Consider the following 25,905-nt stretch of genomic DNA (forward strand, 5'->3'; position numbering starts at 1 on the left):
TGTCATCCATGCCCCCGCCCGCGGTCGTGGGACCGGGCGACACCGACGCGGTGACCCAGGCGCTGGGCACTCTGGGCACGCCCGTCGACTGCACCGGGCTGCGCAGCGTTCCCCTGGAGGGCCCGCATGTGCTGTGGCTCGTCACGGGCGGCGCGCTGGACCTCTTCGCCGTCGACGCCGCCCAGGAGGGGCACTGGCACTTCCTCGGCCGGCTCGAAGCGGGCGCCCTGCTGCTCGGCCCGGTCGAGGGCCCGCAGCACACCCTGCTCGGCCGCCCGTCGCAGGACTGCCGGCTGCGCCGGATCCCGCTGCGCGAACTGGCCCGCCCCGAGTGGGAGACGGGGCAGTACGCGACGGTGGGGCAGTACGGCGAGCAGAGCCCGTACGGCTACGGGTACGCCGGCCACGGTGAGCCGGCCCCCTCCGCGCTGGAGCACGCCTTCGCCCTGGGCACCGCCCGCAGCCTGGGCGTGCTGTTCGAGGCCCCGCTCGACGGCCGGCCCGGCGACGAGGCGGTGGCCGACGACGACGTCCTGTGGATGCCGGTCCCGCCCGGCAGCGTGCAGTACGGCGCCTCCTACAGCGCGGAGGCGGCCGGCGATCTGCTGGTCGACCCCGGACTGTGGCAGCAGATGGTCAATCAGCAATACCGGCTGCTGTCCGCCGTCGACCGGTGGATCGAGCAGCTGGAGCGCGCCCACGAGGACCGCACGGCGGCCGGCATCAAGGCCGGCGAGGCGGTCCGCGAGCGGGCCGACCAGGCGCTGCTGGCCTCCATCGGCCGCCCGGACCGGTCCGGGCGGGGCAGCGACGGGCCGGGCCGGGCCGGCGACGACGCCACCTTCGCGGTCTGCCGTACGGTCGCGGAGGCGGCCGGGATCACCCTCACCGAACCGCCCAAGGGCGGGGCCGTCAACGACCGCATCACCCCGGTCGAACGGATCGCGGTCAGCTCGCGGATCCGGACCCGCGCGGTCCGGCTCCAGGGCCGCTGGTGGCGGACCAACACCGGCCCGCTGGTGGGCCGGCGCGCCAAGTCCGGCGCCCCGGTGGCCCTGCTCTGGCGGCGCGGTCGCTACGAAGCGGTCAATCCGGCCTCCGGGATGCGGATGCGGATCGGCAAGGACAACGCCGAGGAGCTCGAACCGCGCGCCGTGATGTTCTACCGCCCGCTGCCGGAGCGGCCCATGAGCATGTGGCGACTGATGCGCTTCAGCCTGCGCGGCACCCGGATGGACGTCCGCAACCTGGCCCTCAGCGGGCTGGTGACGGTCGCCCTCGGCGCGCTCGTCCCGCTCGCGACCGGCAGGGTGCTCGGGGTGTACGTGCCCAGCGCCCAGAAGAGCCTGATCGTCCAGGTCGCGCTGGCCGTCATCGTCACCAGCATCGTCTCCGCCGCCTTCATGCTGCTGCAGAACCTCACCGTCCTGCGGATGGAGGGCCGGATCGAGAGTGCGCTGCAGCCGGCCGTGTGGGACCGGCTGCTGCGGCTGCCGGCGAAGTTCTTCACCGAACGCTCCACCGGCGAGCTGGCCAGCGCCGCGATGGGCATCAGCAGCATCCGGCGGGTGCTGTCCGGGGTCGGCCCGGTGGCCGTGCAGTCCCTGACCATCGGCGCGATGAACCTCGTCATGCTGCTGTGCTTCAGCGTGCCGCTGGCACTGGCGGCGATCGGCATGCTGATCGTCATCGGCGCGGTGTTCCTCGCCATGGGCCTGTGGGAGCTGCGCTGGCAGCGACGGCTGGTCAAGCTCGGCAACAAGCTCAACAACCAGGCGTTCCAGACCCTGCGGGGCCTGCCCAAGCTGCGGGTCGCCGCGGCCGAGAGCTTCGCGTACGCGGCCTGGGCCCGGGAGTTCGCCCGCACCCGTGAACTCCAGCAGAAGGCCGGCCGGATCAAGAATCTGACCACCGTCCTCAACGCGGTCTATCTGCCGCTCTGCTCGCTCATCATGTTCATGCTGCTGGCCGGACCCGCCCGCGGCAGCATGTCGGCCGGCTCGTTCCTCACCTTCAACACCTCGGTGACGATGCTGCTGACCTCGGTCACCCAGATCACCGGCGCCTTCGTCACGGCGGCCGCCGCACTGCCGATGTTCGAGCAGGTCAAGCCGGTGCTGGACGAGAAGCCGGAGGTGCGCGGCGCCAGCGCCCAGCCCGGCGCCCTCTCCGGCGCCATCGAGGCCAAGAAGCTCTCCTTCCGCTACACCGACGACGGCCCGCTCGTCCTCGACGATGTCTCGCTGCGGGTCCGGCCGGGTGAGTTCGTGGCCGTCGTCGGCCCGAGCGGCTGCGGCAAGTCGACCCTGCTGCGCCTCCTGATCGGCTTCGACAAGCCCACCGCCGGCAGCGTGCTCTACGACGGCCAGGACCTGTCGGCCCTGGACCAGGCGGCGGTGCGCCGCCAGTGCGGGGTCGTCCTGCAGAACGCCCAGCCGCTGACCGGCTCGATCCTGGACTGCATCTGCGGCGCGGAGGCCTTCACCCAGGAGGAGGCCTGGGCGGCCGCCGAGATGGCGGGCCTGGCCGAGGACATCAAGCGGATGCCGATGGGCCTGCACACCATGATCTCCGGCGGTTCCGCGATCTCCGGCGGCCAGCGGCAGCGCCTGATGATCGCTCAGGCGCTGGTCCGCCGCCCGCGGATGCTCTTCTTCGACGAGGCCACCAGCGCCCTGGACAACGAGACCCAGCGCATCGTCAGCGACAGCACCCGCCAGCTCAGCGCCAGCCGGCTGGTGATCGCGCACCGGCTGTCCACGGTCATGGACGCCGACCGCGTGATCGTCATGGCGGACGGCCGGATCGTCGAGCAGGGCCCGCCGGCCGAGCTGCTCGCCGACACCGGCGGCGCGCTGCACGACCTGGTGCGGCGTCAGCTGACCTGACGGGTCCGGGACGCCGCCCGCCCGCCGGGGGACGCCCGCCCCCGCCCGCCAGGACGCCCGCCCGCCGGGGACGCCGCCCCGCCCACCGGGCCATTCCCCGTATCCCCGCAGTGCACCGCTTATCTTGCAAAGCAGCCAGCGGACGGAGAATGAGATGGCCAGAGCGAAAGACCTGTTCGACGCCATGCCACCCGACCGGCGCCGGCGGCTGAAGGACATCGCCCGCCAGGTGTCGCTGCCGCGCGCCACCCGCCTCTTCGAGGAGGGCCGGCGCGCGGACCGGTTCTGGATCATCCGCAGCGGACAGGTCGTGCTCGACCAGCGCGTCCCCGGCCGTCAGGCCGCGGTCGTGGAAACCCTCGGCCGCGATGAACTGCTCGGCTGGTCCTGGCTGTTCCCGCCCTACCTGTGGCATCTGGGCGCCCAGACCGTCGGCCCGGTCGACGCGGTGGAGTTCGACGCAGCGACGGTCCGAGAACTGTGCGAGTCGGACCCCGTCCTCGGCCGGGCGATGTACCGCTATGTAGCCGAAACGGTGGCCGACCGGCTGCACGGCACCCGGGTGCGGTTGCTGGATCTGTATGGGCCTCAGGGGAGTGGGCTGGATCCGTGAGCGGGGCACTCCCCGGGCGGGGGCGCGGGTTCGCATCCCCGCCGCCACTGGAAGCGTGAACAACGAAGACTCAGGTGCGGGGAATGAGAAGGGGGCCGGCTCGTTTGACCCATCGCGAGACGATCTCCGTCTGGACGCGGTGCACGCCCGGGAGCGCACCGACGCGGGACGAACTCGTGCCGTGCACCCTCATGCAACGGGACGGGCTCCGTCAGCAACTCGCTCAGCTCTACCCGTATACGGTCGGCGGGCACCGTCGAGCAGGCTCGCAGCGCGGGGATCCCGGTGGATGTGGTGTGGCCCAACGGCGCCAGGCGCGGCGCGTAGGGCTGTTCGTCGTGGCGCCGCGCACCGGGCGGCGATTGTCGGTGCCCGGGCCGTACCATCCGCGGCCCAGGGCCAGCGAGTAGCCGTTAGGGCAGGTCTGCCCCTCCCGTCCGTCGGCACGACTGCATGACTGCCCGTACGAGCTGAGCATCCGTGCGACCGACACCGGAAGGCCGACTGTGGACCAGTGAGACGTCGTTTCCTTTGGTGGCGCGTGGGCTTGCCGTGGAAGGTCTTGCCGAACGCCCAGCAGCGCTTCGTCAGGTTCGCGAGACTTGCCCGCGCGGCCGTCCTTTACGGGGCACTATGAGGGGAGGCGGGCTGCTTGGGGCAGGCCGGCCAGGGGGGTGAGTCGTGGTGTTCAATTTCGTGGCCACCGGGCTGTCGGTGGTGGCACTGCTGGTCACGTTGTATTCGGCCGTCTCGCATGCCGGTCTGCAGCGCCGGAGCAACCAGTTACCGGCGTACGTCGACCTGCTCGCGGACTTCCGGTCGGTGGAGTTCCACGACCGCTACTGGTTCGTGACGCATCGGCTGCTCGCCGAGTACGACCCGGCACTGGGTCTTCACGGGCTTCCGGACGACGTGCGCCGGCAGGTGTACGACGTCGTGTACTACTACCAGAACATCGCGGTGCTGCGGCTGGCTGACATCGTGGACGACGAGATGGTGGCGCTGCTGCGGATTCGGGTGGTCAAGCTGTGGGAGGCGGTCGCGCCGTTCGTGCGTCGCGAGCGCGAGGTCCTGGGGACCGACGGGTGGTATCTGCTGCGCAGTCTTGAGGAGTTCGCGCACGACGCGCAGCACATGCCGCACGACACGATCGACCGACTGCTGCACCTCCGCCGGTCCCAGCGCATCTGGCGGCTCCGCAGGGCCGTGCTGCGCCGCCGCGCTGCCCTGCGGCAGCTGACCGCGGCCCGCGTCCCACCCCCGGCGGCGGAGTAGCGCCAGCGGCCCAGGGAGCCCTTGCCGGGCCGCCGGCGGCGGCCCCGGGGCGGGAACGAATGCTCCAGCCCAAAGCGCTCCGCCGACCTGGACTTACTTGCTTTCGGCCGCTGTGAGGGCCGGACATCAGCACTCAAGGGGCAGACGGTCGGATCGATTGACTCTAGGCTTACAGCAGGGCCGACGGTGGGGGGCGCTTTGAGGAATCTTGATGCAGGCGAAGGAGCTCAGGGAAGAAAGGCAGTCAGATCGCGGACCCCGCTGATCTTTGCCGCTGCTTGTGCCGTTCTTCTGGCCTTGGTTTCCGCCGCGCCGTTCATCCTTGAGGCTGCGGCCCCGAACTTCGGCAAGAGATGGTCGAGGCTGAGTGAAATTGGGCAGACGTATGCATCGATCTCGGCCGTGCTTTCTGCTCTGGCTGTGGTAGGAGTGGCTTACTCGCTGGTCCTGCAAGCCAAGCAAGCTCGTCTTGAGAAGTTTCAGGCCATGCGAACCTTCCAGCGCGACCTTCTTCTGATGGCGATGGAGGATGAGTCGCTGCGTCCGTGCTGGGGGCCCATGCACGGGCTTCAGGGCCAGGAGTGGCGTCAGCATACGTACAGCCGGTTGATCTTGGCCTATCTGTGGATGGGGGCCGAGGCCGGAGGGATTCCCTCTGCCTCGATTCGTGCGAACGCCATAGAGATCATGAAGTCGCACCCTGGCCGCGATTATTGGCAGCGTTCGCGTGACAGGTGGCGGCTTGATGCTTGTTCCGCTCGGGAGCGGCAGTTTGTCGAAATCTTCGAGGAGGAGTTCCAGCGGCGTTCCAGTGAACCGTAAGGCTGGCCGGCGCGGTCAGGCCGGCCTACGGAGCGGCTCTCGATGTTGTTCGTACCGAAGCTGACGCGGCTCATCCGCAGTGGCGACGTGGCATTCAACGTGACGCCTACGAGTGGGTCGCGTTGCTCAACGAAGCACTCAACTACCTCACATTACCCAGAGGCGCTGTATCGGCAGCTTTCGTCAGCTGTGGAGCAACAACTCCTGCCTTCGGGAGATCGGATTCCTGAAGCGGGGGTCGCAGGTGCGAACCCGTCCGGGTTGTGACCCGTGACAGCCCGCTCTGTGCCGCAGCACCATGAACCCGGGCCCGTGACCGCCCGACAATCGCCTCCATGAGCCATCTCGCCTGGGACGACGAACAGGACTTCGCCGACGCCGACCGCGGGTTCCTCGCCCGCCTCGACCCCTGTCTTATCCGGGACGCCGACGGGCGCGTCGTCTGGGACAACGACGCCTATGCCTTCCTGGACGACGACTGCCCGCCCAGCGCCCACCCCTCGCTGTGGCGCCAGAGCCAGCTTGTCGCCCGGCAAGGCCTCTACGAGGTCGTACCGGGCCTCTACCAGGTACGCGGCCTGGACATCTCGCACATCACGTTCGTCGAGGGGGACCGCGGTGTCCTCGTCATCGACCCGCTGATCAGTACCGAGGTGGCGGCCGCCGCGCTGGCGCTGTACCGCGCGCACCGCGGGCCGCGCCCGGTCACCGCCGTCCTCTACAGCCATTCGCACCTCGACCACTTCGGCGGGGTACGCGGCGTGGTCGACGACGCGGACGTGGCCGCCGGCCGGATACCGGTGATCGCCCCGGCCGGCTTCCTCGCACACGCGGTGAGCGAGAACGTCTTCACCGGCCCCGCGATGGTGCGCCGGGCCGGCTACATGTACGGCACCGCGCTGCCCAAGGGACCGGCCGGCCAGATCGGCTGCGGCCTGGGCCAGACGACCTCGACCGGATCCGTCGGGTTGATCGCCCCCACCCTGGACATCACCGCGACCGGTCAGGAAGAGGTGATCGACGGCATCCGGATGGTTTTCCAGCTGACGCCCGGCACCGAGGCGCCGGCCGAGATGAACGTCCACTTCCCCGAGTTGCGGGCGCTGTGCGTGGCCGAGAACGCCTGCCACACCCTGCACAACGTCCTCACCCTGCGCGGCGCGCTGGTCCGGGACCCCAGCGCCTGGGCCCGCTATCTCACCGAGACCCTGCGGCTGTTCGCCGATTCCAGTGATGTCGTCTTCGCCTCCCACCACTGGCCCACCTGGGGAGCCGACCGCACGATCCGCTTCCTGGAGGAGCAGCGCGACGCCTATGCCTACCTGCACGACCAGTCCGTCCGGCTGATCAACGCCGGGCTCACCGGCGCCGAGATAGCCGAGGAGCTGCGCTTCCCGCCCGCGCTGGAGCGCGCCTGGCACGCCCGCGGCTACTACGGCACCCTCAGCCACAACGCCAAGGCCGTGTACCAGCGTTACATGGGCTGGTTCGACGGCAACCCGGCCCATCTGTGGCAGCATCCGCCGGTGGCCGCGGCCCGGCGCTATGTGGAGTTCATGGGCGGCGCCGACGCCGTGCTGGCCAAGGCCCGCCAGGCGTACGAGGCGGGTGATCTGCGCTGGGTGGCCGAAGTGGTCAACCACGTCATCTTCGCCGAACCGGACCATGCGGGGGCCCGCGCTCTCCAGGCCGACGCCTTCGAACGACTCGGCCGGGCCGCCGAGTCCGGCCCCTGGCGCAACTTCTACCTGACGGGCGCCGCCGAGCTGCGCGGCCCCGTCGCCGGCACCCCCGCACGCCCCGCGCCCGACCTCCTCGCCGCCCTCACCGCCGAGCAGATCTTCCAGTCCATGGCCGTCCGCCTCAACGGTCCTCGGGCCGGCGGCCGGCGCCTCCTTCTGCGCTGGGAAATCGGGTCCGCGCCGGACGGCAGCGACCCGGCCGCCGCCCCCGAGACCTGGACGCTGCTGCTGTCCAACGGCGCGCTCACCCCCATGCCCGGCGACGCACCCCGCGGCGAACGGCCGCACGCCACGCTGTGCCTGGCACGCACCACTCTGAACGCGGTCCTCAGTGGTGCTACCACGTTCCTCGACGAGATCACCGCCGGTACCGTCACCGTCGACGGCGACGCCGGGGCTCTGCTCGCCTTCAACTCCCTGCTGGAAAAGCCGGGTTGGATCTTTCCGATCGTCACGCCGTGACGCGGGGAGCTGCGGTTCAGCTCTCGTCCCCGGCGTCGCGCAGCAGCAGCGCCGCCAGTGCCAGGGCCGCGCCCCGGGGCGTCGAGAGATCGAGCCCGGTCAGTGCGGAGATCCGGGCCAGCCGGTTGTCGACGGTGTTGGGGTGGAGGGTCAGCAGCCGGGCGGTGGCGCGGCGGTCCTGCGCCTGTTCCAGATGGGTTCGGAGGGTTTCGAGGAGTTCGGGCCGGCCGGCGACCGGGTCGAGCAGCGCGGCGATCCGGTCGCTGCCGGCGCTGGGGCGGGACAGCTGGTATTCCAACAGGACGTCATCGAGCCGGTGCAGCCCGGCCGGATGGCCACAGGCCCGGGCCACCCGGATGATCCGTGCGGCGGTCCGTGCCGCCTCCGGGATCTGCCCGCCCTGCTCCGCGGGTACGGCGGCGAGCCGTACGCCCGGACCGCCGGCCTCGGCGAGCCGCTCAGCGAGACCGGCCGGCGGCTCGGCCCGGCCGGGCACGATCGCCTGGCCTCCGGCGCCGTCGAACAGGGTGAGCACCTCCCTGCCGAAGGCCCGGTCCAGCGCCCTCTGCAGCCGCCGTGCCGCCCGCCGTACGGCGACCGGCGCCCGCGGGTCGTCCGGCAGCTGTACGGCCAGGACCAGCGACGGGCCGTCGAGTCCGCTGCCGGCCGGCGGGGTCGCGGTGCCCGCCAGCAGCCCGCGGACCTGGGCGCGGCGGTCCGCGCGCCGTTCGGCGGCGAGCGCCGCCTGCTCGTCGAGGTAGGTCTCGGTGACCGCGCCCACCACTCGCTGTTCGGCACCGAGCAGATAGCCGGCCAGCTCGACCAGCGCGGCCTCCTCACCGGGCCGGGCGGCCTCCCGCAGCGCCTGCCACAGCACCCGGGCGCCCGCACAGTGGGTGGTCAGCAGCAATTCCAGCGGCATGCCCTCCTCGGCCCGCTGGGCGGCGCGCTCGCGGAAGAATCCGGTGTCGTCCGGGCCGGTCCGCGGATCGTGCACCACCCGTTCCAGGAACAGCCGCAGCCCGTGCCGCGCGGTCGCCGCGATCTCCACCTCCCTGACGTCGGCGGGGAGTTCGGCATAGCCGTGCAGCTGCGCGAAGGTGTCCTGGGACATCAGCCGGGCGAGCTCGTTCACCCGGGGCACACAGCGCGCGGCGAGCGACCGTACGGCTTCGGGCACCTCGGGGGCCGGCGCCCGAGGGTCCGTCGTGGCGGAAAGGTGTGCCGCGCCCGCCGCGTCCGCTGTCATCGGCCGCCTCCCGGTGCCGGTGGTGACGCGTCACATTGTAGGGTCGGAGCTACTACCCTTGTTTCTTCCAGTTTCCTCGTAGGTCGTAGCAGTTTCCTCGTAGGTCGTAGGTTCGCCCGTTGGCGGAGGTCTCAGCGGGCCCGCTGCCGGTGGACGTGCTCCTGCCGGTGACGGCTTCGCACCAGGCCGGGGGATGGTTGCAGGAGGTGCAGACCATGGTTCGGCGTTCGCGACTGCGGCCGGTTGGGGATGTGGCAGCGGCCGACTGGGTGGTGGCGAGGACCGGGCCCTTCGGGTCCGGCGTGGGTGCCTTCGTGCCGCACGGGTTCGAGGCGTACGCGCGGATTCTGCATCCGGCGTCGGCGTCCGACGAAAGCCCCGTGACCTGGGCGGAGGTGGCCGCATGGTCGGGCAGGGTGGTGCATCCGCGGGTACAGTTCCGGGCGCTCGCCACTCCTGCGTCGGAGGTGCGCGCGGCGAAGCCTTGGGAGGAGGAGCCCGACCCGGGCACGCTGCCTCCTGCCACGTTGGCGGCGCTGTGTGACGTCCTGGCCCGGCACACCACGTCCGAGGACCGCTGCTGGTTCTGCGTCTGGGACGGGTACGAGTCCACGTCGGACGGCCGCGCGACCCTCACTTTCACGTCGAAGGAGGAGGGGGACGGGCAGCCGGAGCCGGGTCTGCTGCCACCGGAGTTTCCGTCAGGCATCGTCAAGGGCCCCCGAGTGGAGCTGCCGGAACGCAGCTATCTCCTGCTCGAGGGCCCGCTCGACGCTGCCGGGGAACTGGCGATGTCACTCGCTCCGCAGTCGCCCAACCTGTTCTGGCCCGACGACCGGTCCTGGTGTGTCGCGACCGAGATCGACCTCGACTCCACCTACCTCGGTGGCACGGCGGCGCTCGTCGCCGACGTGCTGGCGGATGAGCGACTGGAGGCCGTGCCGGTCGAGGTGACCGATCCCGTGTGGGCGGACAGCGATGAGATCAATCGCTGATTCCCAGGGTCAGCACCGCGTGAGGTGCACCTTGGAGGTCTTGGCGCCCATGTTCGCGGTGTGCGGGGTGTAGCCGGGGGGCGCGGTGATCTGGGCGGCCGACTCGCCCTGGTAGTAGCCGGTCCGGCAGACGAGCGCCGCGTTGCCCCTGGCGGCGGCCCGCCCGACGCTGCCGTAGGGATTGATCTTCGATCCGTGGTTGCTGAAGAGGCCGATCTTTGCGCGGATCATCCTCACCGGCTTGGTGCAGGTCACGCGGACCCGGACGTTGACCGTACCCGGCACGTGGCCGGAGTGGTGCGGCGCACCGTGGTTGGCCCCGATGAACACCATCTCGCAGTGGATGACCCTTGAGCTGGCGGCGGCTCCGCCATGGTGCGAAGGGTAGAAGGCGAGTTCGGACTTGCCGAGGACCCGGCCTGAGCCCAGGTCGGGAGTCGCCGCTCCCGCCGTGGACACGGTGCCGACGACAGCGAGGGCTGCCGCGGCCCCCACGGCTCCCACTCGCTGCACGAGGCGAGACTTGGCGTCCCATCGACGTAACTTCATACTTTCGTTTCCTTCCGCTAGTACCGGTGCTCGGTCAGTACGTCCGCAAGTGACGTGCCCGACCGTTCCACCCGAGACGGCGTGGACCGTCCATCGCAGCATTCCGGTGCTCCGCAGTCCCCCCGTCAGGAACTTCGAAAGCCTCTAATGAATGGACATGTCTGTCAACGGCCTGAACATGGCCCGTAGTTGGGGCTTTCCTACGTAGCGTGGAGACATCGCCTTCGAGGAGGTGACCCTCCCGGACGGAAAAGGCCGCCCCCGTCCCGGAACCGCCTCCGCTCTCGGGCCGACTACCTGTGCCGGGCCGTGACCGCGGCCCGCCGACCGCGGCTGCGGCGGCGAGACGGCCGGTGCACCGGCCGGTGAGCGTAGGGGAGAAGCGCCATGCGTCCTGGGAAGTTGTGCGGTCTCGCGGTGGTCGTCGCGCTGGGCGCCACCGCGTGCGGCGGCAGCGGCGGCGGGGGAGCGGGCACGGACCAGGCCGCCTCCGGGGCCGGGTTTCCCGTGAAGGTTGCCGACTGCAAGGGCTCGCTCACCTTCTCGTCCGCACCCCGCAAGATCGTCACCAGCAATGCCGCCGCCCTGGAGATGCTGTTGCGGCTGGGCGCGGGCGACCGGGTCATCGGGACCGGGTTCCCGCCCGGCAAGGGGACGCTGCCGGGCGCGCTGGACCGCGCGGCCCAGAAGGTGCCGGTGCTGGGGAAGTCGGTGATTCCCAAGGAGAAGCTGCTCGGGTCGGGCGCCGATCTGTACGTCGACACCTTCGCCTCGATGGACACCATGGGCGGGGCCGGGGACGCGCCGACCGAGGAGGAGTACGCGGCGGCCGGCATCAAGCACCTCCATCTGACCTCCACCGCCTGCGCGCCGACGGCCGGCAAGGCGCAGGAGGATCTGTCCGGGGTGGAGAAGGACATCGGACGGCTGGGCGCGGTGACCGGCACCGGCAAGCGGGCCGACGCCCTGGTGGCGGGGATGCGTGCGAAGGTCGGCGCGGTGCGCAAGGCGGTCGGTGACCTCGCCCCCGGCAAGCGGCCGACGTACTTCTTCTTCGACTACGACGCGGGCACCAAGCAGCCGGTCGCCGTATGCCGCAAGCAGGTCGCCAACGCCGTGATCGGCCAGGCCGGGGCGCGCAACGTCTTCGACGGCTGCGACGGCGACTTCAAGCAGGTCTCCTGGGAGGACGTGGTCGCCAAGAACCCGGACTGGATCCAGCTCGGGGTGCGCGACCGGGGCAGTGCGGCGGCCAACGCCAAGGCCTTCGACGAGGCCGCGGCGTTCCTGAAGAACTTCCCCGCGACCAAGGACCTCGCGGCGGTGCGGAACGGGAAGTTCCTGCGGATCGGCTCGGAGCGTACGACGATCGCCGGGGTCGGCAATGCGGACACGGTCGAGGAGATCGCGCACACCGTCCATGCGGACCGGTTCAAGGCGGCGCGGAAGTGACGCAGACGGTGGTGGAGCCGGGCGTCCGGGCGGCGGACGAGGGGCGGTCCGGGCGCCGTACCCCGCGCGCCGGGCTGCTCGCCGCCGGGCTCGGGATCGCGCTGCTGGCGGCGCTGACCGCGGCGGTCTGCCTGGGCTCCACCGACATCGCGCCCGGGCACGTCTGGTCGGTGGTGCTGCGGCGACTCGGCGGAGCGTCGCCCCGGCCGGGCACCGACGACCTGATCGTGTGGCAACTGCGGGTGCCGCGTGCGCTGTTGGCGGCCCTGGCCGGTGCCGGGCTCGGGCTGGTGGGGACGGCGACCCAGGCGATGGTGCGCAATCCGCTGGCCGACCCCTATCTGCTGGGCATCTCCAACGGCGCCTCGCTCGGCGCGGTCGCCGCCATCGTGCTGGGCGCCTCGGCCGACGCCCTCCTGGGGCTGGGGCTCTCGGCGGCCGCGTTCGCCGGTGCGCTGGCCTCGTTCGCGCTGGTGTGGTGCATCGCCCGGCGGGGCGGCGGCTTCTCGCCGCTGCGGCTGGTGCTGGCCGGGGTCGGCATCGGCCAGTTCCTCTCCGGCTTCACCAGCTATCTGGTGTTGCAGGCCGGTGATGAACAACAGACCCGCAGCGTGCTGTTCTGGCTGATGGGCAGCCTGGGCGGGGCCACCTGGAGCGTCCTGTGGCTGCCGGCGGCCGCGGTCGCCGCCGGGCTGCTGGCGCTCCAGGCGCGGGCCCGTGCCATGAACGCGCTGCTCATGGGCGACGAGACCGCGGCCGGCGTGGGCGTGGACGTCACCCGGCTGCGCAGGGAGCTGTTCGTGGTGACCGGACTGCTGACCGGTGTCCTGGTCGCGGTCTCCGGCGCCATCGGCTTCGTGGGCCTGATGGTGCCGCATCTGTGCCGGCTGGTCCTCGGCGGCGACCACCGCCGGCTGTTGCCGCTGTCCGCGCTGACCGGCGCACTGCTGCTGGTGGTGGTGGACGTGGTGTGCCGGACGGCCATGGACAGCCAGGAGCTGCCGGTGGGCGTCGTCACCGCGATGATCGGGGCGCCCGTCCTGCTGTTCCTGCTGGACCGGCGGATGGAGGCGGGACGGTGACCGTCGAGATCGAGGATCTGCACGTCGGCTATGCGGGCCGCGACGTCGTCGCCGGAGTGCGTCTGATGGCGGCGGCCGGCGAGATCGCGGGGCTCGTCGGGCCCAACGGCAGCGGCAAGTCCACCGTGCTGCGGACCGTCTACCGGCATCTGCGGCCCACCGCCGGCCGGGTGCTGCTGGCCGGGACCGATCTGCGCACGCTCACACCGGGACAGACCGCGCGGCAGGTCGCCGCGCTGCCGCAGGAGCGCGGCAGCGACTTCGAGCTGACCGTGCGCGAAGTGGTGGCGATGGGCCGTACGCCCTACAAGCGGGCCTTCGCGGGCGAGGACCGCGCCGACCGGGAGAGCGTGGCCGGCGCCCTGGCCGCCGTCGGCATGGCCGGGCAGGGCGCCCGCCGGTTCTCCGCGCTGTCCGGGGGCGAGCGGCAACGGGTGCTGCTGGCCCGTGCGTTCGCCCAGGACCCGGAGGTGCTGGTGCTGGACGAGCCCACCAACCACCTCGATGTCCGGCATCAGGTGGAGCTGCTCGCGCTGCTGCGGGCCCAGCGCCGTACGACGCTGATCTCCCTGCACGACCTGAACGCCGCGGCCTCCCTGTGCGACCGGCTGCATGTGCTGCACGCCGGGCGGGTGGTGGCGTCCGGCGCCCCGCGCGAGGTGCTCACGCCGCAGTTGCTGGCCGAGGTGTTCGGGGTGCGCGCCGCGGTCACCGCGCACCCGCTCACCGGTGATCCGCTGATCGCCTTCGACCATCGCGAGCCGTTGCCCGCCGGCAACGGCTGACGGGCCCGCCCCGCCGCCTCAGCCGGCCGCGAAGTGGCTCGGCCGCCCCTGCCGCAGTACCGGGCGGCCGAGCCGCTCGGCGTCCGCCCGGTGCAGCAACTCCCGCCGCCCGTCGGGGTGTTCGAGCACGCACGAGTGCCAGGGCGTCAGCCACACATCGGGCGCGTCCAGCAGCCGGATGCCGAACTTGGCCGAGCCCCGCGGCTGCGGATGGATGGACAGCCGGAACGCCCCCGGGTGGTGGGCCGCGATCAGATCGCCCCAGGCGCGGCTGCGCTGCATCACCCCGTAGGCCCGGCGCCGGGAGCTGCGCTGCCGGGCCGACCGGGTCCCCGCGAACGAGACGGAGTCCTCGAAGAGGAACCTGGTGATGCCCTGGTACAGCCGCCGGGTCGGCTCGTCGGTGCGCGTCAGGGACTGCAGGGTCTCCAGGGCCGGGGCGTAGCGCTCGTGGACCAGGGTCCGCTTGGCGTCGTGCGACAGCTCCTGCCCGTACACGTCCCGCAGGTCGAAGACGTCCAGCTGGGTCAGGCCCTCGTCGTGGAGCAGGGTGCGCAGGGCGTCGGCATAGGCATCGATGTCACGGTCCGGCACCTGGATGAGATCGCTGAAGACATGGCCGTCCGAGCAGATGACCATCCGCGCCCCGGGCGGATGGACGGCGGCGATCCGGGCGCACAGCCCGTCGAGGAAGCGCAGCGCCAGCCGTTCGCCCTCGTCGGGCAGGTGGCCGAGCACCTTGGCCGGGTTGGGGGACTTGCACGGGAAGCCCGGCAGGGTGAAGACGATCGGCTCGCCCGCCGCCACCGGCCCGGCCAGCTGCCGCAGTTGCGCGGGGAAGGCGTCGGGGGTGTCGCCGTGGCCGGCGTCCAGGGTGCGCCGGTGGGGCAGCAGGATGCCGAGCACCGCCGCACACACGGCCTGGACATCGGCGCGCGCGCCCGGAGGCGCCGGTACGGTCAGCACGCGGCATCAGGCCCGCTCGTGACGGGACAGCGGCCCGCGGTGCCGTAGGCCACCGGCAGCCGGTCGACCCCGCGCGCCAGGACGGCCGGGATCCAGTTCAGCTCGCTCTCCGGGGCGGCCGGCCGCAGGCCCGGGAGCCGTCGCAGCAGGGTGCCCAGGGCGATCTGGAGTTCGATACGGGCGAGCGCGGCACCGGGGCAGAAGTGGATGCCGTGGCCGAAGGCGAGGTGCGGGTTGGGGGAGCGGTCGAAGTCGAGGGTGTCCGCGTCGGGGAACTGCCGGGAATCCCGGTTCGCCGCGCATAGCGACACGATGACCGAGTCGCCCGCCGGGACCCGGGTCCCGTGCAGATCGGCGTCCTCGGCGAGGAACCGCCAGGTCGTCAGCTCGAAGGCGCTGTCGTACCGCAGGAGTTCCTCGACCGCGCGGGGCAGCAGGTCCGGATTGCCGGCCAGCGACGCGAGGTGCGCGGGGTGCCGCAGCAGGGTGACCAGGGCCGTGGTGATCTGGTTGGTGACCGGCTCCTGCCCCGCCACCAGCAGCTGGAAGATCATGGAATCCAGCTCTTCAGGACCGAGCGCACCGGCGTCGTGGGCGGCCACCAGCCGGGAGAGCAGATCCTCGCCGCCCACCGCACGCTGGTGACGGACCAGATCGGCGATGTACTGCTGCAGCCCGCGCAGCCGCGCCTCGTACGCCGGGCGGCCCGGGTCGGTGGGCCCCACGGGCTGGACCACCTTGCCCCAGTCCCGGTCGAAGCGGGCCTCGAACTCCGCGGGCAGACCGATGACCTCGGCGAGGACCCGGAAGGGGAAGCGGGCTGCGAAGGCCTCGACCAGATCGGCCTCGCCGCTCTCCGGGAGCCCGTCGAGCAGGGCATCGGCCATCGCCTGGAAGCGCGGCCGGAGCCCCTCGACGCGCTGCGGCGCGAAGGCGTCACCGAGCAGCCGGCGCAACTCGGTGTGCCGGGGCGGGTCCTGGTGCAGCAGATGCACCTGGAGCTGGGAGTGCTGGGGCTCGGGCATGATCGAGGCGCGGGCCCGCCAGGCCGCGTTGCCCCGCGAGTGGTGCTTGCCCAGCCGGGCGTCGGTCAGCGCCCGGTGGGCGGCCTCGTAGCCGGTGACCAGCCAGGCGCACACCCCACTCGGGAAACGCACCCGGTGGACGGGGCCGCGCTCGCGCAGCTCGGCGTACAGGGGATAGGGGTCGCGCTTGTACTCCGGCCCGTAGAGCTCCACGGGATCGGACGGTCTGGACACGGCATCCTCCTCGGGTGACGGCGAACCGCGCCCGGACGGCACGGTGTTGGAGAGGTCGGGCACGGCGCGCGCCGAGTTCCCGCCGGGCGGGGAGAAATTCGGCCGGAAGCGGGGGAGCGGGCCGGCGAAGCGGGCAGCGCAAACCCAGTTAGTCGGCTCCGGGGGCCACACGGTTCCGGCGACGGAACGGGACAAACCTCACGTGCCAACGGGCCCCCGATCGCCCCCGCCGCACCGCCCGCAGCTGCCACCATGACGCGATGTCCAGCTCTTCCGCCGACCCCGGTCGGCCCCCTCGTCGCCAGGCCGTCGCCCGGCTGCTGCCCGCACGATCGGTCCTCGGTTTCCTCGCGCTGCTGGTGGTGCTCGGCACCCTCGCGTACGCCGCCGGTGCCGCGGTCGGCCCGGTGGCCCCGGGACTGCACCCGGCCGGCGGCAGCCGTACGGGAGGTGATGCGCCCGACGGCGGCGGGGACATGGGCGGGATGCACGGCATGGGCGCCGCGGCCCCCCGCCCGGTGCCGGCGGGAGCGTCCCGATGACGCCACAGCCCCGCCCCGCCCCCGCGTCGCAGCAGGCCGCCGAGCACACCACCACCCTCACGGTCGGCGGCATGACCTGCGCCGCCTGTGTGGGCCGGGTCGAGAAGAAGCTCGGCCGGCTGGACGGGGTCGCCGCCTCGGTCAACCTCGCCACCGGCCGGGCCACGGTCAGCCACCCCGCGGCGGTGTCGGTCACCGACCTCATCGCCACCGTCGAGGCCGCCGGCTTCACCGCCGAACTCCCCGAGCCCGACCCGGAGCCGGAAGCGGACGAGTCCCCGGCACCGGCCGCCGGCCCGGACGCCGGGGACGACGCCGCCCGCGCCGAGCGCCACCGGCTGCTGGTGACCGCGCTGCTCTCGCTGCCCGTCCTGGTGCTGTCGATGGTGCCCGGCTGGCAGTTCCGCAACTGGCAGTGGCTGTGCTTCGTCCTGGCCGCACCGGTCGCCCTGTGGGGCGCCGCCCCCTTCCACGCCCGTGCGCTGCGCGGTCTGCGGCACGGCGCTGCGACCATGGACACCCTGGTCTCCCTCGGCGTCGCCGCCTCCTTCAGCTGGTCCGCCTATGCGCTGTTCCTCGGCGGGGCCGGTACGCCCGGGATGACCATGCCGTTCAGCCTGCTGCCCACGGCGGGCGACGGCGTCGCGCACCTGTACCTCGAAGCCGCCGTCGGCGTCCCGCTGTTCGTCCTGGCCGGGCGCCGCATGGAGGCCAGGGCCCGGCGCGGCACCGGCGCCGCGCTGCGCGCCCTGGCCGAACTCGCCGCCAAGGACGTCGCCGTGCCGACGCCCGACGGGGAACAGCGCATCCGGGTGAGCCGGCTGCGGGTCGGCGACCGCTTCCTGGTCCGGCCCGGCGAACGGGTCGCCACGGATGGCACCGTCGTCGAGGGCAGCTCCGCCCTCGACCTGTCCCTGCTCACCGGTGAGAGCCGGCCGGTCGAGGTCGGCCCGGGCGCGGCGGCCGTCGGCGGCGCGGTCAACTCCGGCGGTCTGCTGGAGGTACGGGCCGAGGCGGTGGGCGCCGACACCCAACTCGCCCGGATCACCCGGCTCGTCGAGGACGCGCAGACCGGCAAGACCAAGGTCCAGCGGCTGGCCGACGCGGTGGCGGCGGTCTTCGTCCCCGCCGTACTGACCGTCTCGGTCACCGTCCTGGGCTTCTGGCTCGGTGCCGGAGCCGACCCGCAGGCCGCGGTGACCGCCGCGGTGGCCGTCCTGGTCGTCGCCTGTCCCTGCGCGCTGGGGCTGGCCACCCCTACCGCGCTGCTGGCCGCCACCGGCCGGGGCGCCCAGCTGGGGATCCTGGTCCGCGGCCCGGAGGCGCTGGAGCGGCTGCGCCATGTCGACACCGTCGTGCTCGACAAGACCGGCACCCTCACCACGGGACAGATGGGCGTCACCGCCCTCACCGCACGCTCCGGCGGCCTCGACGCCACCGCGGTGCTGCGGCTGGCCGCCCTCGTCGAGCAGGGCTCCGAGCATCCGCTGGCCCGCGCGATCATCGCCCACGCCCGCGAGCGGCACCCGGACCCGAAGCAACTCCTGCTGCCCGTACGGGACTTCACCGCGACACCCGGACACGGCGTCGAGGGCACGGCGGACGGGCACCGGGTGGCGGTCACCCGCCCCGGCGACCTCGACGGGCTCCCGGCGCCGCTCCCGGAGGCGGTGCGGTCCGCGGAGGCCGACGGCCACACCGCCGTCCTGGTCACCGTCGACGGCACCCCGGAGGCGGTGTTCGCGGTCGGCGACGCGCTGCGCCCCGACAGCTATCGTGCCGTCGACCATCTGCGCCGTCTGGGGCTGCGGCCGGTCCTGGCGACCGGTGACCGCGTCGCCACCGCCCGGGCGGTGGCCGGCCATCTCGCCGTCACCGAGGTCCACGCCGAGGCCCGCCCCGAGGACAAGGCCGACCTGGTCCGCACCCTGCAGGAGCAGGGCCGCCGCGTCGCCGTCGTCGGGGACGGGGTCAACGACGCGGCGGCGCTGGCGCTCGCCGACCTCGGGATCGCCATGGGCAGCGGCACCGACGCCGCGATCGGTGCCGCCGACGTCACCCTGGTCCGCGAGGACCTCCAGGCCATCGCCGACGCGGTACGGCTGGCCCGGCGTACGTTGGGCACCATCCGCACCAATCTCGGCTGGGCCTTCGGCTACAACCTGATCACCGTGCCGCTGGCCGCCGTCGGCCTGCTCAACCCGATGCTCGCGGCCGCCGCGATGTCCGCCAGCTCCCTGCTCGTCGTGGGCAACAGCCTCCGGCTGCGCGCCTGGCGCCCGCGCGGGGCCACCACCGCCCGCCGCCCCCACGGCCCGCGGGCCCAGACCCGTTGGGAGACCACATGACGCGGCCGCCCGTCCAGGCCCTCGCCGTTCCGCTGCTCACCTGCCTGGCGACCCTCGGCATGCTCACCCTCTGGACCGCCGCCGGCAACGCGGGCACCCCCGCGCAACTGAGCGTCGCCGAGGGCCGGGTACTGATCCCCGCGGGGTCCGACGCCACCGCCGCGTTCTTCACCATCCGCAACACCGGCGGCTCCGACGACGTCCTGACGGGCGTCACCGGGCCCGCCGGCCACCGCGCGATGCTCAGCCGCACCGTCGACATCGGCGACAACGCCCGCAGCATGGCGATGGCCAAGGACGCCACCGTCCCGGCCGGCGACGCCCTGACGATGACCGCGACCACCCTGGACGTCATGGTCAGCCCACCGCCCCGGCTCGCGCCCGGCGACCGGCTCACCTTCACCCTGCACTTCCGCCACAGCCCACCGCGCACCGTACGGGCCCTGGCGGTGGCGCCCGGCCGGTGAACCACCGCGACGGGGCCCATGGCCGTGTCCGCCCATGAGCCCCGTTCGCCCCGCCGGTTCCGGCCCGTCAGGCCACCGCGCCCGCGAGATCCCGCGGCCGGCCGGCCGACTCGGGCCGCTCGGCCTCCGTCAGCAGCCCGACGAGCGTCTCGCGGGCCCGGGCCACCCGGGACCGGACGGTCCCCACCGGGCAGCCGATCACCCCGGCCGTCGCCGCGTACGGCAGCCCCAGCAGCTGCGTGAGGACGAACGCCTCCCGCCGCTCCGGCGTCAGCGCCGCCAGCAGTTCGGCCAGCGCGACGCCCTCGTCGAAGCCGGGCACCCCACGCGGCTGTACCCGCTCCGCGGCCGTCTGCCAGTCGTCCGTGGCGGCCAGCCGGGGCCGGACCGCATGGGACCGGATGCGGTCCGCCACCACCCGCCGGGCGATGGTCAACAGCCAGGTACGGGCCGAGGACCGGCCCTCGAACCGGGGCAGACTGCGCAGCGCCCGGACGTAGGTGTCCTGCACCAGGTCGTCGGTCGCCTGCGGATCGCCGCTGAGATGGGTCACATAGCGCCGCACATCGAGCTGGGTGGCCCGGACGAACTGCTCGACGGCCCGCTCGTCACCGCTGCGGGCGGCCAGCGCCCAGCCCGTCACGCTCTCGTCATCGCGCATCCCGGCACCGCCCCTCGCCGCCCGGCCGCGCTTCGGGGAGGATGGGCGCATGCTCTGCACGCGCATCCGTACGGCACTCTCCGCCCGCCTCGACGGCGAGGAACTGCCCCCCGGTCTCACCGCCCGCCGGCTGGAGACGCACCTCGCCGACTGCCGGGAGTGCCGGCGCTGGGAGGCGCAGAGCCGCGCGCTGACGGCCGGTCTGCGCCGCGCCGCGGGGCATCCCGAGGACGTCGACGACCCGGCGGCCGCCGATGCGCTGCTCGCCAGGCTGCGGCCGGCTTCCGTACGGCCGGGGCCGGTATCTCCCGGCAGGGCGGACAGCGGCGGGAAACGGGCCGGTTGAGCCGGCCGGGGCGGTGGCGTACGGGCGCCCGCCCGCGCCGGCCATGGTGCCCGAAGCGGACGCGGGCGGCAGCGCCACCGGCATCCGGACAGGATTCATCATCTGGAGTCCTTCGCATGACCCGGTCACCGCACACGGCGGGGACCGGTGAAGTCGGAGCCGGACAGGGGCGCGAGCCCTCGGCGCCCGTGTACCGGCTCGGGAATTCGACCGTGCTGTCAGCCGACAGCCGGCTCATACGGCGGACCCCGCAACGACCTCGCGTGGGCCAGCAGAAGTTGGTGCACCGCACGCCGCGGCTCCTGCCGGGCGGCCCGCACGGCAGGCGGTGCCGGCGGCAGGACGATCCGCAGGACCAGCACCAAGGGCGCGAACAGCCAGGCCGACGCGCACCGCAGGAGCCGGAACGCCGCCCGCTCGCCGCCCCACAGCCACCCGGCGCTCAGCAGCGCGACCAGCAGATGGGCCGCGAGCATGCCGGACGCACTGCCGTGCATCCCTGCCATGCCGGACGCACTGTCGTGCATCCCCGCCATCCCGTCCGTGCCGGCCATCCGGCTCATGTGGTCCATGCCGGCCATGGCGCCGGTGTGCTCGCTCGCGGACCCGGCCGCCATCTGCCGGTGCATCAGCTGAACGAGCTGCGCGGACTGGTCGTCCGGGAGCGGCGTCCCGTCGGCACCGCACAGCCAGGTGTCCGCCCACCGCCTCGCGAGCAAGTTCGGTGCGCCGCCTGCGGGCCCGGCGAGCGCCTGGCCGAAGGAGAACGCGGTGTGCAACGCCGCTTGGGTGCCGACGGTCAGCAACCCCACCAGGAGCGGGCCGCGTTCCCGGCCGGCGCAGCACCAGGCGCCGGCCGCGGTCACCGCTCCGGCCGCGAGCAGCATCCACGCGGGAACCGCGGCATCCGACATCACCACGTGTCCCAGCGCGGCGAGCAGCACACACACCACCGCGAACACCGCGGCGCGTAGCCCCCTGAGAACCTGCCCCGCATCCATGACAGGCCCATCGTCGCACCCCGCTTCCGGAACGCGACGAGAGGGGGCCCGACCTGCGACGTCCGCTGTTGCCGCGGGAGGCTCGCCCTCGTGGTCCGGCCGGGCGTCCGGCGATGGCATACGGAATGGGGCGGGCACGGGCCGGCGCCGTCCGCCGCGGCATACGAAACGGGGCGCGGCCCCGGCCACGCCCCGTCGGCACCGTTCTGCGTCTCTGCGTACGGCCCCTACGGCCGGGGCCCGATGACCTCCGCCCCGTCCCGCACCGTGAGCGCGAGAACCGGGCAGCAATCGGCGGCATCCAGCGCGCGTTCGTCCTCGTCGATCCGGTCGTGCAGCGGACGGGCATGGCTGCCGTCCAGCGTGAAGAGATCCGGTGCGATGGCGGCGCAGGATCCCGAGGCGATGCACTGCCGGGGGTCGATCTCCACGTTCCAGGTCATCGGCTCACCACCCCACCGGCATCACCCGGGGCCCGCGCACCAGCATCTGGCTCTTCCACTCGACATCACCGGCCAGCTGCAGTCCCGGGAACCGGGTGAGCAGCGCGCCGAGCGCCTCCTGGAGCTCCAGGCGGGCCAGCGGCGCCCCCAGACAGTGATGGACGCCGTGGCCGAAGCCGAGATGCTGGTTCGCGGGGCGGGAGATGTCCAGCGTCCCGGGCGCCTCGAAGCGCAGCGCGTCCCGGTTGGCCGCGCCCATCGCGATCAGGACCGGGGTGCCGGCCCGCACCAGCGTCCCGCCGACCTCGACGTCCTCGGTCGCATAGCGGGGCTGGCCCGCGCCGCTGCCCAGCGGAACGAAGCGCAGCAGCTCCTCCACGGCATTGCCGATCAGCTGCGGCTGTTCGCGCAGCAGGGCGAGCTGGCCCGGGTGATCCAGCAGCGCCAGGACGAAGTTGGGGATCTGGGTGGCGGTGGTCTCGTGCCCGGCGACCAGGATCCCGACGCACAGATCGACGAGTTCGAGCTCGGACAGCCGGTCGCCGACGTCCCGGGCATCGATCAGCGCCGTCATCAGATCGTCCTGCGGGGCCTGCCGGTGCTCCTCGATCAACTGCCCCATATAGGCGCGGAGTTCTTCGAGATTGGCGTCGAACTCCGCCGCCGTCAGGGAACTTGTCGACAAAGCGGCATCGCTCCACACCCGGAAGCGCGGCCGGTCCTCGGCCGGCACGCCGAGCATCCGGCAGATCACGGCGACGGGGATGGGCAGCGCATAGCGGTCCACCAGATCGGCGGGCGGCCCGGCCGCCTCCAGCTCGTCGAGCAGCTCCTGCGTCAACTGCCGTACCTGTGGGCGGAGTTTCTCGACCTGTCGGACGGTGAAGGCCTTGGCCACCAGCGTCCGCAGCCGGGTGTGATCGGGTGGGTCCATGCCCAGGATGCCGCTGTCGCGGCGCCCTTCGGACTGCCGGGGCTCGTCGTGCACGGCTCCCAGGGCGCGGCTGAAGCGCTGGTCCCCGAGGACGAACCGGGCCTCGGCGTACCGGGTCACCAGCCAGGCCGGCTCTCCGTAGGCCATCTGTACCTTCAGCAGTCCCGGGCGGTTGCGGGCCTGCTCGTACTCCTCGGCGAGCGCAAGGCTCTCCGCGAGATTGAACGGGTAGGAGAGGGGTGCTGTATCGATCGTGGTCATGGCGACCTCCCTTGTGTAAGCACCTGCTTACAAACGTAAGCCGCTCCCACGGGGCGGTCAACGACGCATTGTGGCCGTCCTGGTGACGGCCCGACGGAAAGGAAGCGTGGCGATGGCCAAGCCCCCGCAGCACGGCGCGGCGAGCGCGCACCGGCGGGACGCACAGGGCACCCGGCTGCGGCTGCTGGATGCTGCGTCGGAGCTGTTCGCCGAGCGCGGCTACGAACGCGCGACGGTACGGGACATCGCGGCCCGGGCCGGGGCCAATCAGGCCCTGCTGTTCCGGTACTTCGGCTCGAAGAAGGCACTGTTCGGCGAGGTCATGGCGCGTGGCGGGCAGGAGCAGCTGCGCACCACCCCCGCCGAGCGGCTGTTCGAGGTCGCGCTGCGCGGCATGCTGGCCGGCGGCAGGGACGGCGGCGACCGTTCGCTGGAGGTCTGTCTGCGCTCCATAGGCGGCAGCGACGAGATCGCCGATGCGCTGCGCGGACTGGGGGAGGAGTACGCGGAGGTCCTCGCCACGCTCTCGGAATCCGACACCGGGGGGCTGCGCGGCGATCTGGCACTGTCGTGGCTGCTGGGAATTGGCTTGATGCGCGTGGTGGTCGGCAAGGAGCCGCTGGCGAGCGCCGACCCGGACACGGTGTGCTCGCTCGTCCTGGGCGCGCTGGGAGGGCTGCTGGAGAGTCTGCCGAAGGATGGCCGGGGCGACGGGGAAGATGGGGGAGCCGGTGGCGGCGGGGAAGCCGAGGAAGCCGGTGAAGGCGCCGAAAAGGACGGGAATCCGGAGTGAGCGGGCAGGAGCTCGGTGGGCCGCCGTGTCTCCTGCTGCGTTCCAGTGACTCTCCGGCGGGTCGCAAGTCGGGGAACATATGCCCCTTTATCGTCATGTTTGCAGAAAATATCCTTTTTCTGCGCAGTCGAGTGAAGGTGGAAACATGCTCCGTTCGATTCCTCGCGGCCTGGCGTTGGCCGGCCTGACCGCAGCTGCCCTGGTGGTGCCGACGGCTGGTGCCGCCACCGCCGCAACCCCGCCCCCCAGCAGCTCGCAGCAGAGCACGATGTGCCTTCGCTGCGACCGGGGCCACCACCACTTCGGGCACCGCTACTGCAAGTGCCGCCACGACCGCCGCCACGGCCACCACGGCCGTTTCGGACACGGCGGCCATGACGGCTACGACGGTTTCGGCCGTGACGGCAGCCGTCGTGACGGCTACGGCTACGGACGCGACAGCGGTTACGACCGCGACGGTTACGGGCGGGACGATTACGGGCGTGACGGGTACGGCCGCGACGGCTACGCACGCGACAGCCGTGACGGCCAGCGCCGGGACCGGGACCGGGACGGCCTGCTCGGCCTCGGACTGCTCGGCATCCTCTGACCCCTGTCGGTCAGTCATGTGGCGGGCCCGGGACACCCTCCCGGGCCCGTTGCGTGCCGTGCCGCCCTCGCCGCGGCGCGGGGCACGCCCGGGCGTGCCCGTCAAGGGCTCAACGCCCTTCCGGCCACCGGACGTTGCCAGGGTGGCGAGCGCCCCGGTGGTCGCCCTCCGGCCCGTACCGCGACGGAATGATCGCCTCCTGTTTTTGGATTCTGGGCAAACATTGTCATTGGCCTTGCTTGATGGCAGGATTAACCTGTCACATCGCGAATGGGGGATTTGCGGTCAATGGGGGACGGGGGAAGAGTCCCTTCTGCGTAGCGCACGCCTGACCCGTGTGCGCGGCCAACAAGCCCGTGGGAACTCGCTCTGCGAGCACAGCTGCCTTGCGCTGCCCACTTTCAACGGTTTGGATTCTGGTGATAGCGGAAGAAGTGTATGATCTCGTGCTGGATGATCTCTTCATTCAGCTGGACCAACTGGTTCCGGGAAGTTCCGTTTTTCTGAAACTGGAAGGTCTCAATCCAGCTGGTTCGGTAAAGCTCAAGACTGCCGTCGCGCTGGTCGCGGCGGCCGAGAATGCCGGGCTCCGTTTTCCGCGGACCCGGCTGATCGAGTCGACGTCAGGAAACCTCGGCGTCGCCCTGGCGATGGTGTGCGCGGCGAAGGGCTATCCGCTGACCTGTGTCACGGACCCCAATGCCACTGTCCGCTCACGGCGCCTGATGGCCGTTCTCGGAGCCGAGGTCGTGGTGATCGAGGCCAGGGACGCCCACGGCGGCTTTCTGCAATCAAGGATCGACTACATCTCCGAGCGCCTGCGCCGCGAGCCCGACCTGTACTGGCTGAACCAGTACGCCAACCCGGCCGGGCCGCAGGCACACCGCGACCGTACGGGCCGCGCGCTCGTCGAGGGGCTCGGACACATCGACTACGCCTTCATCGGGGCCGGCACCACGGGGACGCTGATGGGCTGCGCGGAGTACCTCCGCCGGCACAGCCCCGCCACCCGGATCATCGCGGTGGACGCCGTCGGCTCGGTGACCTTCGGCGGCCCGGCGGCCCGCCGCCACATTCCCGGACTGGGCACCAGCAGACGTCCGGAAATACTCGATACGACGAACCTCGACGACGTCGTGCTCATTTCTGAGGCGGATTCCGTCGAGATGTGCAGAACTCTCGCCCGGGAGCGGGGGCTGCTCCTGGGCGGCTCGACCGGCACGGTGCTGTGCGCCGTACAGGACGCCGCCAAGAAAATCCCGGAAGGGAGTGTGGTGGTGGCGATTTCGCCGGACCTCGGGGACCGCTATCTGGAGACCATCTACGACGACGCATGGGTGGCCGAACGCTGGCCCGAGATAGTCGGCCACTAGTTTTCTCG

At 72.3% G+C, this 25,905-nt stretch carries 24 protein-coding genes; 16 read left to right on the plus strand and 8 right to left on the minus strand.

Going from position 1 to position 25,905, the window contains the following annotated elements; genetic code table 11:
* Positions 1 to 8: 8 nt before the first annotated feature.
* The 5 genes from CPH93_RS31720 (at position 9) to CPH93_RS31740 (ending at position 7,802) form a co-directional block, all read left to right on the plus strand.
* On the plus strand, positions 9 to 2,888 hold the full coding sequence (locus CPH93_RS31720) for an NHLP bacteriocin export ABC transporter permease/ATPase subunit (protein ID WP_096214791.1): 2,880 nt from the start codon (positions 9 to 11) through the stop codon (positions 2,886 to 2,888).
* A 154-nt stretch (positions 2,889 to 3,042) separates the two neighbouring features.
* The gene (locus CPH93_RS31725) at positions 3,043 to 3,501 is read left to right on the plus strand and encodes a cyclic nucleotide-binding domain-containing protein (protein WP_096214792.1); all 459 of its coding nucleotides are present in this window, start codon (positions 3,043 to 3,045) and stop codon (positions 3,499 to 3,501) included.
* A gap of 681 nt (positions 3,502 to 4,182) precedes the next feature.
* Positions 4,183 to 4,776 (plus strand): DUF4760 domain-containing protein, encoded by a 594-nt coding sequence (locus CPH93_RS31730; RefSeq protein WP_159395082.1) that lies wholly within the window; start codon positions 4,183 to 4,185, stop codon positions 4,774 to 4,776.
* Positions 4,777 to 4,974: 198 nt separating this feature from the next.
* Positions 4,975 to 5,598 carry a DUF6082 family protein gene (locus tag CPH93_RS35940; protein ID WP_159395083.1) on the plus strand — a complete coding sequence of 208 codons (624 nt, stop codon included), beginning with the start codon at positions 4,975 to 4,977 and terminating at the stop codon, positions 5,596 to 5,598.
* A 335-nt stretch (positions 5,599 to 5,933) separates the two neighbouring features.
* Positions 5,934 to 7,802: an alkyl/aryl-sulfatase gene (locus CPH93_RS31740; protein ID WP_096214795.1), complete on the plus strand. Its 1,869-nt coding sequence runs from the start codon at positions 5,934 to 5,936 to the stop codon at positions 7,800 to 7,802.
* A gap of 16 nt (positions 7,803 to 7,818) precedes the next feature.
* Here the strand turns inward: CPH93_RS31740 and CPH93_RS31745 are convergent, their stop codons facing one another.
* Positions 7,819 to 9,051, minus strand: a complete 1,233-nt coding sequence (locus CPH93_RS31745) for a PucR family transcriptional regulator (RefSeq protein ID WP_096214796.1) — start codon at positions 9,049 to 9,051, stop codon at positions 7,819 to 7,821.
* Between the two features lie 149 nt (positions 9,052 to 9,200).
* Here CPH93_RS31745 and CPH93_RS31750 point away from each other — a divergent pair, with 149 nt between their 5' ends.
* Positions 9,201 to 10,046 (plus strand): hypothetical protein, encoded by an 846-nt coding sequence (locus CPH93_RS31750; protein ID WP_231977022.1) that lies wholly within the window; start codon positions 9,201 to 9,203, stop codon positions 10,044 to 10,046.
* Between the two features lie 9 nt (positions 10,047 to 10,055).
* Here the strand turns inward: CPH93_RS31750 and CPH93_RS31755 are convergent, their stop codons facing one another.
* Entirely contained in the window at positions 10,056 to 10,595 is a 540-nt protein-coding gene (locus tag CPH93_RS31755) for a hypothetical protein (protein ID WP_231977023.1), read from the minus strand.
* Positions 10,596 to 10,982: 387 nt separating this feature from the next.
* On the opposite strand from CPH93_RS31755, the gene CPH93_RS31760 reads away from it, so the two are divergent.
* The 3 genes from CPH93_RS31760 to CPH93_RS31770 are packed head-to-tail and all read left to right on the plus strand — an operon-like array spanning position 10,983 to position 13,914.
* Positions 10,983 to 12,047 (plus strand): ABC transporter substrate-binding protein, encoded by a 1,065-nt coding sequence (locus CPH93_RS31760; protein ID WP_173909922.1) that lies wholly within the window; start codon positions 10,983 to 10,985, stop codon positions 12,045 to 12,047.
* Positions 12,048 to 12,058: 11 nt separating this feature from the next.
* Positions 12,059 to 13,129, plus strand: coding sequence for a FecCD family ABC transporter permease (locus tag CPH93_RS31765; RefSeq protein ID WP_093488399.1), 1,071 nt, complete (start codon positions 12,059 to 12,061; stop codon positions 13,127 to 13,129).
* The gene (locus CPH93_RS31770; protein WP_096214800.1) at positions 13,126 to 13,914 is read left to right on the plus strand and encodes an ABC transporter ATP-binding protein; all 789 of its coding nucleotides are present in this window, start codon (positions 13,126 to 13,128) and stop codon (positions 13,912 to 13,914) included. The genes CPH93_RS31765 and CPH93_RS31770 overlap by 4 nt, the downstream gene beginning before the upstream one ends.
* Before the next feature lie 18 nt (positions 13,915 to 13,932).
* On the opposite strand, the gene CPH93_RS31775 is transcribed toward CPH93_RS31770, so the two are convergent.
* Together CPH93_RS31775 and CPH93_RS31780 are read right to left on the minus strand one after the other, a co-directional pair.
* On the minus strand, positions 13,933 to 14,877 hold the full coding sequence (locus CPH93_RS31775) for an L-tyrosine/L-tryptophan isonitrile synthase family protein (RefSeq protein ID WP_093488397.1): 945 nt from the start codon (positions 14,875 to 14,877) through the stop codon (positions 13,933 to 13,935).
* Positions 14,874 to 16,139, minus strand: a complete 1,266-nt coding sequence (locus CPH93_RS31780; protein ID WP_096215667.1) for a cytochrome P450 family protein — start codon at positions 16,137 to 16,139, stop codon at positions 14,874 to 14,876. Before CPH93_RS31780 ends, CPH93_RS31775 begins: the two co-directional genes overlap by 4 nt.
* Positions 16,140 to 16,399: 260 nt before the next feature.
* On the opposite strand from CPH93_RS31780, the gene CPH93_RS31785 reads away from it, so the two are divergent.
* The 3 genes from CPH93_RS31785 to CPH93_RS31795 are packed head-to-tail and all read left to right on the plus strand — an operon-like array spanning position 16,400 to position 19,496.
* Positions 16,400 to 16,681 carry a hypothetical protein gene (locus tag CPH93_RS31785; protein WP_093481835.1) on the plus strand — a complete coding sequence of 94 codons (282 nt, stop codon included), beginning with the start codon at positions 16,400 to 16,402 and terminating at the stop codon, positions 16,679 to 16,681.
* Positions 16,678 to 19,029, plus strand: coding sequence for a heavy metal translocating P-type ATPase (locus CPH93_RS31790; protein ID WP_096214801.1), 2,352 nt, complete (start codon positions 16,678 to 16,680; stop codon positions 19,027 to 19,029). The genes CPH93_RS31785 and CPH93_RS31790 overlap by 4 nt, the downstream gene beginning before the upstream one ends.
* A complete protein-coding gene (locus tag CPH93_RS31795) occupies positions 19,026 to 19,496 on the plus strand; it encodes a copper chaperone PCu(A)C (protein WP_096214802.1) in 471 nt (156 codons plus the stop codon). The genes CPH93_RS31790 and CPH93_RS31795 overlap by 4 nt, the downstream gene beginning before the upstream one ends.
* A gap of 67 nt (positions 19,497 to 19,563) precedes the next feature.
* On the opposite strand, the gene CPH93_RS31800 is transcribed toward CPH93_RS31795, so the two are convergent.
* Positions 19,564 to 20,157: a sigma-70 family RNA polymerase sigma factor gene (locus CPH93_RS31800; protein WP_006606592.1), complete on the minus strand. Its 594-nt coding sequence runs from the start codon at positions 20,155 to 20,157 to the stop codon at positions 19,564 to 19,566.
* Positions 20,158 to 20,206: 49 nt separating this feature from the next.
* On the opposite strand from CPH93_RS31800, the gene CPH93_RS31805 reads away from it, so the two are divergent.
* A complete protein-coding gene (locus tag CPH93_RS31805) occupies positions 20,207 to 20,503 on the plus strand; it encodes a zf-HC2 domain-containing protein (RefSeq protein ID WP_096214803.1) in 297 nt (98 codons plus the stop codon).
* A gap of 218 nt (positions 20,504 to 20,721) precedes the next feature.
* On the opposite strand, the gene CPH93_RS31810 is transcribed toward CPH93_RS31805, so the two are convergent.
* The 3 genes from CPH93_RS31810 to CPH93_RS31820 form a co-directional block, all read right to left on the minus strand.
* Positions 20,722 to 21,504, minus strand: coding sequence for a PE-PGRS family protein (locus CPH93_RS31810; RefSeq protein WP_093481831.1), 783 nt, complete (start codon positions 21,502 to 21,504; stop codon positions 20,722 to 20,724).
* A 227-nt stretch (positions 21,505 to 21,731) separates the two neighbouring features.
* On the minus strand, positions 21,732 to 21,947 hold the full coding sequence (locus CPH93_RS31815) for a ferredoxin (RefSeq protein ID WP_096214804.1): 216 nt from the start codon (positions 21,945 to 21,947) through the stop codon (positions 21,732 to 21,734).
* A 4-nt stretch (positions 21,948 to 21,951) separates the two neighbouring features.
* Entirely contained in the window at positions 21,952 to 23,142 is a 1,191-nt protein-coding gene (locus tag CPH93_RS31820) for a cytochrome P450 (protein WP_093481829.1), read from the minus strand.
* A gap of 112 nt (positions 23,143 to 23,254) precedes the next feature.
* Here CPH93_RS31820 and CPH93_RS31825 point away from each other — a divergent pair, with 112 nt between their 5' ends.
* The 3 genes from CPH93_RS31825 (at position 23,255) to sbnA (ending at position 25,897) form a co-directional block, all read left to right on the plus strand.
* Complete coding sequence (locus CPH93_RS31825; protein ID WP_096214805.1) at positions 23,255 to 23,935, plus strand: TetR/AcrR family transcriptional regulator; 681 nt, start codon at positions 23,255 to 23,257, stop codon at positions 23,933 to 23,935.
* 145 nt (positions 23,936 to 24,080) lie between these two features.
* Positions 24,081 to 24,524 carry a hypothetical protein gene (locus CPH93_RS31830; protein ID WP_100315495.1) on the plus strand — a complete coding sequence of 148 codons (444 nt, stop codon included), beginning with the start codon at positions 24,081 to 24,083 and terminating at the stop codon, positions 24,522 to 24,524.
* 446 nt (positions 24,525 to 24,970) lie between these two features.
* Entirely contained in the window at positions 24,971 to 25,897 is a 927-nt protein-coding gene (gene sbnA, locus CPH93_RS31835; protein WP_096215668.1) for a 2,3-diaminopropionate biosynthesis protein SbnA, read from the plus strand.
* Positions 25,898 to 25,905 lie beyond the last annotated feature (8 nt).

The organism is Streptomyces sp. 2323.1, assembly GCF_900221035.1.
In the GTDB taxonomy this organism is placed as follows: Bacteria; Actinomycetota; Actinomycetes; order Streptomycetales; family Streptomycetaceae; genus Streptomyces; species Streptomyces sioyaensis.